Source organism: Lascolabacillus sp. (genome assembly GCF_028696275.1).
In the GTDB taxonomy this organism is placed as follows: Bacteria; Bacteroidota; Bacteroidia; order Bacteroidales; family Dysgonomonadaceae; genus Proteiniphilum; species Proteiniphilum massiliensis.
In genome coordinates, this window is the sequence record NZ_JAQVHI010000030.1 from 17,040 (window position 1) to 26,315 (window position 9,276).

Sequence of the window (9,276 nt, forward strand, 5' to 3'; positions counted from 1 at the left end):
AAGGATATTTCTCGTACAAACGGCCCTATCACCACCAAAGTACTGGTAGAGCACCCTGCAGAAGACAAGAGTGTGTCTGAGGAAGATTTTGACAATCTGGTGAAAGAGCTTAAGGAGGGTAATGCCGACTGGCAGATTATTATATATGCAAACACAGGTCACACTTTCACTAATCCTGAATCGCAGGAATATGACGAAGTTATGGCAAAAAGGGCATGGAACCATACCTTGTTGTTTTTAGAAGAATGCTTGAAATGAATTTTAATAACAATAAACTTAAAATCCCATTTTAACAAAACATAATTTAAAACTATAATAGGCCTTTTTTTCTTAATTATTGTTGAAACATCGGTTTTTTCACTCATTTTTTCAATTTTAAGATGATATGTTAAACAAAAAAGTCGTTTATTTGTTAAATTATTGATTAATAAAGACGATCTTTGAAATTAAAATTGTAATAAAAACGGAGGTAAGTAAAAATAAGTATGAAAAAATCGACTATTTGGTTGCTTGCCGTAGTGATGTTTACCGCTTTCTTTGCTTTGCTGTTTCTGCAGGTGAGATATATGCGGACAAGCATGAATATCCGTACCCAGCAGTTTGACGAACAGGTCAACAGAAGCTTGTATAATGTGATGAGGGACCTTGAACAGGACCAGACACTATACTACCTGGAACAGGATATGATTGAGTCGGAAAACAGATATACACAGCAGTATAGCCAGTCGGGCAATACAGAAGGCATCACAAACGAGCAGTCAGTTACTGCCGGTGAGCAGGCTGATGTTGGTGGACAGGAACTTGAATCGAACAGACCGCAACTATCGTTACGTCCGGAAGAGGATCAGGAGAGGGTATTTATTACACCTCGGCAGAATGCCAGTACAATCTCCAAGACGCAGTATGAAATGCAGCAAATACTATCGAAACGTTATCTGCATGAACGATCGCTTTTGGATGAAGTTATCTTTAAGATAATGAATCGTGCCAGCAATGAGCCTATTGAGAACAGGGTTGACTTCAACCGATTGGAGCAAAACATCAGGTTAGAGCTATCCTATAATGGATTGAATGAGCCGTTCAGTTTTCAGGTAGTGAATTTCAACAACGAAGTGGTTTATTCATCACCGGGCTTTTCGAACAGAGACAGAAGTGCGATATATACTCAGACACTGTTTCCCTACGATTCATCGGCAAAGCTTAATACTTTGAGGGTATATTTCCCTACAAAAAGAAATTATGTTTATAGCGAACTTTCATTCTTCATACCATCTCTGATTTTCACGTTTATCCTTTTGATAACGTTTATTTTTACAATGGTATCGTTATTCAGGCAAAAGCGTTTGTCTGAAATGAAAAATGATTTTATTAATAACATGACGCATGAGTTAAAAACTCCTGTATCAACAATTTCACTGGCATCACAGATGCTTAAGGATGAGTCTATTCTGAAATCACCGGAAGTGTTTAAACATGTAACCGGCGTGATTAATGATGAGACCAAGCGTTTGAGCCTCCAGGTAGAAAAGGTATTGCATATGTCACTGTTTGATCAGCAGAAGACCAAACTAAAGATGAAAGAGTTAGATGCAAACGATCTGGTGGCGAGTGTTGCCAATACGCATGTTTTGAAGGTGGAAAAACTTGAAGGTACACTTGATATTGATCTTCAGGCTGAGAGATCTACAATATATGTGGATGAAATGCACTTTACAAACGTGCTTTTTAATATTCTGGATAATGCACTGAAATATCGCAAGAGAGATGTGCCGCCGGAATTGATGATTCGCACACGTAATGAAGGAAATAAAATCATTATCTCGATTGAGGATAATGGAATTGGAATGAAAAAGGAGGATGCTAAAAAAGTATTCGAGAGATTCTATCGTGTACATACAGGCAACAGGCACGATGTGAAGGGATTTGGACTGGGATTGGCCTATGTAAAGAAAATAGTAACAGATCTGAATGGCACTATACGTGCTGATAGTGATCTAGGTAAAGGAACAAAATTTATAATAAGTTTACCCGTAATAACACAAAAATGATATGGAAGAAAAATTGAAGATTTTTTTATGCGAAGATGATGAAAATCTTGGCATGCTGTTGAGAGAGTATCTCCAGGCTAAAGGGTTTGATACCGACCTGTTCCCTGATGGGGAAGCCGGTTTCAAAGGGTTTGTAAAAACAAAATACGACCTGTGCATTGTTGACGTGATGATGCCAAAAAAAGATGGTGTAACATTGGTTAAGGAAATTAGACAAATCAACTCTGAGATTCCAGTGATTTTCCTTACTGCTAAAAATATGAAAGGGGATGTACTGGAAGGCTTCAAAGCAGGAGCTGATGACTATATTACCAAACCTTTCAGTATGGAAGAACTTGTTCTTCGTATTGAAGCGATTATCCGTCGTGTTAAAGGCAAGAAGAGCAAAGAACAGCAGGTATACAGCTTTGGTTCAATGATGTTTGATACTCAGAAACAGATTCTGACTATTGGTGACATTCAGACTAAACTTACTACAAAAGAGTCTGAGCTACTTTCACTTCTTTGCGCTCATGCAAATGATATACTCGAAAGAAACCACGCTCTGAAGCAGATATGGGAAGAGGATACATATTTCAATGCCCGCAGTATGGATGTTTATATCACTAAACTGCGCAAGTTGCTGAAACCTGAACCCAATATTGAAATTATCAACATTCATGGTAAAGGATACAAACTTATAGTTCCAACCGAAGAAGATGATAAGTCAGAGTTATAATAGCTGTACACTGAAAATTTAAAAAAGATCGGGCAGGAGGAGAAATATAATTTTCTCCTCCTGTTTTTTTATTACCTGAAAAATTGCAATAAAAACAAGACATCTGTAAACATATTTTATTAATATTGTAGTTTATAAGTAAATACTATAACTTTGTGGAGTATAATTCTGAATCATAATATGTAAGAATTGAAGAGTGAGAAGCAAAAGATGAGATTCATTAAAAAAATAGCACCATTTTTTTTAATTTTTGCAGGCTTTATACTGCTTGCTCATACTGTTATACCTCATCATCATCACGACGACTCCACAATTGTTTTATTAAGCATTCATAAATCAAACTGTACACCTCATGATCATAACCAGTGCGATTCAAATCACTGTGATAACTCTGACAGGGATTGTCAGGATAACAGTAAGAATTGTACAGATGCTAATATTGTTCTTAAAGGTGGCGACGACTCAAGAGAAGAGTTAACAGTTGAAGTAAATGATCTTACTCCGCTCCTGTTGCTTTTTTCAGCAGTTGATGAGTATCACACACTTATAGAAGATTTTCAATCTGAGTTTTACGACACTTTTACCATCCCGGATTATACCGACTATCTGCCTGACTCTCAGGGATTGAGAGCACCCCCTGTTTGCTGATTTATCCAATTTAATTATCAAACTTCTTTATACAGCTTCTTTTTTAGAGGAGGTACTTGAATGAAGTATAGGATAAACTGAGTAAACAAACCAAAATGAAAACATATTATATTTTTATTATTATATCAATTTTCGTGGCTTCATTTATTGGCTGCGGGAACAACAGTCATGAACATGTTCATATTCATCACGTGAATGAGTATCTCCATCTGACATCATACACACCTGAATTTGAGGTGTATGTGACTGCCTCACCTCTTATTGCCGGTGAAGAGGCGCATGTTATGGCACATATAACCTTCCTGGAGGATTTTAAACCGATGAATCAAGGGAGGGTGACTGTGAAACTAAACATGGGAAGTGAAACAGTATCACAAACACTTGAAAGTCCAACTCATGAAGGAATATATGAGTTTGAAATTATACCGGCAGAAGCTGGAACAGGCATACTCTCCTTTGAGATTGAATCGGATGGTACAACAACAGTGGTGTCTATGGAGCCTGTTGAGGTACATGCTGATATTCACGAGGCGGAGCATGAACATGCTGAAGCACACTCAGAAGGAGAAAACATTGCTGCCAGTGGAAACAGTGTAAACTTTTCGAAGGAGCAGAGCTGGAAAATAGATTTCTCAACAGAGTTGGTTAAAGAGGAGACCATTGGTCAAATTATCCGTTCAGCAGGTCAAATAAGAAATAGACCGGAAAATGTACATGTAGTCTCTTCCTCAATGGGAGGTGTAATTCAGTTTACGGGAAGCAGCCTGTTTGCCGGGACTCAAGTGAATTCGGGACAATCACTTTTTACAATAGATGGTAGTTCAATGGCTGAAAATAACCTCTCTGTTCGCATTGCTGAAGCTGAAAGTGAGTACAATAGAGCAAAAGCAGAATATGAAAGAAAAGAGTTACTGGCTGCAGAACGTATCGCTTCGGAAAGTGAGCTGAATCAGGCCATGGCTGAGTTTAAACGTGCAGAAGCGAATTACAATAACCTTAGTAGAAACTTCAAAGCTGGCAGTCAGCAAGTCTCCTCCCCTATTTCGGGATACATAAATGAACTACTGGTAAAGAATGGTCAGTTTGTGAATGCAGGTGAACCTGTTATGACAATATCGAGGAATAACAGACTTATCATTCAAACTGAATTACAGTCTAGATATTATGACCAGCTTGATAATATCAATTCTGCGAACTTCAGGATATTAAATAGTGATAAGATATTCTCACTTGATAAAATTGCTGCAGGTAACATACTATATAGCAGATCGGTTGATCTCAATAATCCACTTATTACGTTAACCATTCAGCTTGATAAAGGGGAAGATTTGCTACCTGGCAGTATGGTTGATCTCTATCTGAAAACAGATGGGAATATGAGCGTGATAACTGTACCTAACGAATCAATTGTGGAGGAGATGGGTAATTACTTCGTTTTTGTTCAACAGACACCGGAATTGTTTGAGAAGCGCCCCGTTTTGATTGGTGTTAATGATGGTAGAAGAACAGAAATCAAAGAGGGAGTTTTGGCAGGAGAAAGAGTAATAGCCAAAGGTGCTGTATTGGTGAAATTATCACAATCGGCAGGTGCAATCGATGTCCATTCGGGTCATGTTCATTAATATTAAGGAAGTAAGCTATGCTAAATAAAATTATACACTTCTCTCTTAATAACAGGCTCTTTATTCTGCTTGCAGCAATTCTGCTTATAGTTGGGGGACTATATATTTCTCAGGATATGGAGGTTGATGTATTTCCTGATCTCACTGCCCCTACCGTTGTGGTTATGACCGATGCTCAGGGTATGTCGGCCGAAGAGGTGGAACGTCTGGTTACCTTTCATATAGAGACAGCAATGAATGGCGCTACTGATGTAAGGCGAGTAAGATCAACATCAGCACAGGGTTCATCATTTGTATGGGTGGAGTTCGACTGGGGTGCTGATATATATAAAACGCGACAGGTAGTGAGTGAGAAGCTTGTAACACTTGGAGATGTTTTGCCTGAAGGTGTAATCCCGGTTCTTGCTCCTCAATCTAGTGTTATGGGTGAGATACTTTTTATAGGTATGCAGAGCGACAGCACTTCGCAAATGGAACTGCGCACACTAGCCGAGTGGGTTGTTAAGCCTGCTATCCTGGCAACAGGTGGTGTTTCGCAGGTTACCATTATTGGAGGTGATTACAAACAATATCAGATACTTGCAGATCCTCAACTGATGAATTTGTATGGTGTTACAATGGAAGAACTCACTAAAGCCGGTGCTTCAATGAGCAGCAACTCAAACGGTGGGGTTCTGAGGGATTATGGCAATGAGTATGCTTTAAGAGGTATAGCCCGCACAAACAGTATAGATGAGTTGAAAAACACTTATATTAAGACTGTGAATGGTAGTCCCATTTTGCTATCTGATGTTGCTGAACTGAAAATTGGAAGTGCTGTAAAGATGGGACATGCATCTATGAATGGCAAGCCTGCAGTAATAATATCAGTATCAAAACAACCTCATATAAATACTCTTGCGGTTACTGAAAATATTGAGCGGAATCTAGAAGAGATAAGAAAAACATTCCCTGCAGATGTGAAGATGGACAGTGAGATTTTCCGTCAGGCTGATTTTATTGAAGCTTCGGTAAACAATGTGGGCAAAGCGCTTTTAGAGGGTGCGCTGTTTGTGATAATTGTACTCTTCCTCTTCCTTGGAAGTGGTAGAACTACAATAATATCTGTTGTTGCTATTCCATTATCGCTTCTGGGAACCATAATTGTACTTCACTATTTGGGAATGAACATCAACACTATGACACTTGGTGGAATGGCTATAGCAATTGGTTCTCTGGTGGATGATGCAGTAATCGATGTGGAGAATGTGTATAAACGATTGCGTCAGAATTATAGATTGCCTGAAACTGAACGCAAACCTGTGCTTGATGTGGTTTTTAACGCATCAGTAGAGATTCGTGCTTCCATACTCAATGCAACATTTATAATTATTGCATCATTTGTACCGCTATTCTTCCTTTCAGGAATGGAGGGCCGAATGCTGAAACCACTTGGCATTGCATATATAGTTTCTCTCACGATGTCTCTCATTATAGCTATGACCGTGACGCCATTGATGTGCAGGTTACTGTTGACAAATGAAAAATATCTCGAGAAAAAACAGAAAGACAACTGGCTTACCCGCAGATTATCATCGGCATATAAAAGAACTCTCTCCATTGCACTGAATAATAAAAGAAAGGTACTTTATCCAGCATTTGCACTGTTTATTATAGCTTTAGGTTTATTCTTCACACTTGGACAGAGCTTCCTCCCGGAATTTAATGAGGGCTCGCTGGTAATTACTGCAGTTACCAAACCTGGAATTTCTCTGGATGAAAACAATAAACTTGGCAATCTGATAGAATCAGAACTGCTCGATATTCCAGAAGTTACCAGCACAGCCAGGAGAACAGGTCGCGGTGAGCTTGACGAACATGCACAGTCGGCAAACAGTGCTGAGATTGAGGTTAACTTTGACCTGATAGATAGAAGCAGGAAAGATTTTTTAGCAGATGTTCGCTCCAGACTTGCTAACATTCCTGGAGTAGTAACATCTGTTGGTCAGCCCCTGGGACATAGAATTGACCACATGCTGTCAGGTACTCAGGCAAATATCGCGATAAAGATTTTTGGATCCGATCTTAGCTCACTATTCATGATGGGCAATCAGATAAAGAATTCAATTCAGGAAATTGAAGGTGTTGTGGATGTGGCAGTTGAACAACAAACAGAGGTTCCTCAGCTGCAGTTAAGAGCCAACCGGCTTATGCTGGCAAAATATGGAATAACGATAGATGATTTCAACCGATTCATAAATCTTGCTTTCCCCGGTGAGAAACTTGCCGATATTTACGAGGGAGAGCGAAGCTTTGATCTGGTAATCAAGCTCAACGACAATTATACAACTAATATAGAGCAGGTAAAATCTGCACTTATTGATACAGGTTTTGGCGGAAAAGTACCAATTGAAGAGGTTGCCGAGATTGTATCTGTTGGAGGACCAAACAGTATTAGTCGCGAGAATGTGCAGCGTAAGATAGTTGTTTCGGCAAATGTTTCATCAGGATATGACCTGAATGGTGCAGTTAATATGATCAGAAACAGGATAAACAGTGAGATTACACTACCTGAAGGTTACAGAATAGAGTACGGGGGACAGTTTGAGAATGCATCAAAGGCATCGCGTACACTTTTCATAACCTCAACACTTGCAATTTTGGTTATATTCCTGTTATTGTTTGGTGAATTCAAGGATCTGACACTTTCAGGCATCATTTTAATTAATCTGCCTCTTGCCCTTATTGGTGGCGTTTTTGCGCTATTGTTAACGTCAGGTACCGTAAGCATTCCCTCAATCATAGGATTTATAACACTTTTTGGAATTGCAACCCGCAATGGGATTCTGCTCGTTTCCCGATATGAGCATATGAGGCAGGATGGTGAAAATCTGCACGACACAGTATTAAAAGGTTCAGCTGACAGACTAAATCCTATCCTTATGACTGCAATAACTTCTGCCTTGGCTCTTATACCACTTGTATTTCAAGGAGATAAGCCGGGCAATGAAATACAGAGTCCTATGGCTGTAGTTGTTTTGGGTGGATTAATTACTTCCACTTTGCTTAATATTTATATAATTCCAATTGTATATGAGGTAATTCAGAAAAGAAGATCGAGGAAAATAAATAAGCTGATAGTTAAGAAGGTGAAATAAATACCTTTCAATTGGAGTTATACGGTCCATGAACTGCTATAACCTTGTACTCTTCAGATGAGTCATCCAATATATATATCATGTAGGTATCGCCACCCGGACTTACCCTTACTACAATATGTCCCCGCTGACTTTTCAGCTTGTCAATTGTAGGACCAATCACTACCTGTGCTTCATCCATAATATATGTTGCAAAAACATCGCGGGGACCAGGATATAACTCTGTTGACAACATCCCTAATAGTGCATTTGATGAAGGGTGAGTTGGACAGGAGGCCTGGATAATATGAACCCTGGGGCGGGTAGCCTTCAGGAAAGAATCTCCCATTGCATTAAGATATGCATGATGGTTTGCGATACAGACATCAACAGGACCTGTAACCAAACCTATAGGAGTTTCTATATCCCTCCAGTCATAAGGTTCTGCTGTAGAGATATCTCCCCCATTGAAATAGTCGAACCTTCCATAAGATAGCCTGAAAGCAATGCTGTTTATATTCTCAGAAGGATATTCCTGCGGTGTCAAACTCTCAAGTGATGGAAAATGATTTCTGACATTTGTAGAAAATCCTGTCCAAATAACACCGTTTGCTGCTATATTACGTATCTCAAAATTATTGTATTTGTCAGGTCTGTTTACCATAGTCAGCTGGTCATTGTAACCAACACGCAATTTTTCATATACTATTCCATTATTCTGTACCTGCCAATCTACAAAATTCCTGTAGTTTTCAAAGTAATCATCTTTAGGAGTAAGAAAATCCCACCCACGGTCTACTATCTTTGAAAATTTAACAAGATCACCAACTTGGGTGATTCCTGTCACTTTGTATGGTCCATTTTCAGAGTCTGTTACCCCGGGATACTGAAGATCTCCCATATGGTCGCTATGAAAATGGGTTAGAAGTATGTAATCAATTTTCTTTACCTGTTGTCCTTCCATCATTTGAAGAATATATCTGGATATCCATTCTCCCGGCATCCTGCTTGCGTTTGGCCGTGGATTTGGTCTTGGTGGTCTTACACGCGAAGAGGAACCGGCATCAACCAGCATAGTTGTTCCATCAGGGAAAATGAAGAAAGATGATTCACCTTTGCCTGTA

7 protein-coding genes are annotated in these 9,276 nt (G+C 39.2%); 6 read left to right on the forward strand and 1 reads right to left on the reverse strand.

Features of this window, described 5'->3' with window-relative positions; genetic code table 11:
• From PHO43_RS07795 to PHO43_RS07820, 6 genes are all read left to right on the forward strand, one after another.
• The coding region (locus PHO43_RS07795; RefSeq protein WP_288011812.1) for a dienelactone hydrolase family protein at window positions 1-258 on the forward strand (258 nt) is incomplete at its 5' end.
• A 227-nt stretch (window positions 259-485) separates the two neighbouring features.
• Entirely contained in the window at window positions 486-2,048 is a 1,563-nt protein-coding gene (locus tag PHO43_RS07800; RefSeq protein WP_053826686.1) for a sensor histidine kinase, read from the forward strand.
• Window position 2,049: 1 nt separating this feature from the next.
• Window positions 2,050-2,766: a response regulator transcription factor RprY gene (gene rprY, locus PHO43_RS07805; protein WP_288011814.1), complete on the forward strand. Its 717-nt coding sequence runs from the start codon at window positions 2,050-2,052 to the stop codon at window positions 2,764-2,766.
• Between the two features lie 210 nt (window positions 2,767-2,976).
• Window positions 2,977-3,414 carry a DUF6769 family protein gene (locus PHO43_RS07810; RefSeq protein ID WP_045089089.1) on the forward strand — a complete coding sequence of 146 codons (438 nt, stop codon included), beginning with the start codon at window positions 2,977-2,979 and terminating at the stop codon, window positions 3,412-3,414.
• Window positions 3,415-3,509: 95 nt separating this feature from the next.
• Window positions 3,510-5,036 carry an efflux RND transporter periplasmic adaptor subunit gene (locus PHO43_RS07815; RefSeq protein WP_288011816.1) on the forward strand — a complete coding sequence of 509 codons (1,527 nt, stop codon included), beginning with the start codon at window positions 3,510-3,512 and terminating at the stop codon, window positions 5,034-5,036.
• 17 nt (window positions 5,037-5,053) lie between these two features.
• Window positions 5,054-8,173, forward strand: a complete 3,120-nt coding sequence (locus PHO43_RS07820) for an efflux RND transporter permease subunit (protein ID WP_288011818.1) — start codon at window positions 5,054-5,056, stop codon at window positions 8,171-8,173.
• A gap of 7 nt (window positions 8,174-8,180) precedes the next feature.
• Here the strand turns inward: PHO43_RS07820 and PHO43_RS07825 are convergent.
• Window positions 8,181-9,276: ComEC/Rec2 family competence protein (locus PHO43_RS07825; protein ID WP_288011820.1), on the reverse strand; the 1,096-nt coding region annotated here is incomplete at its 5' end.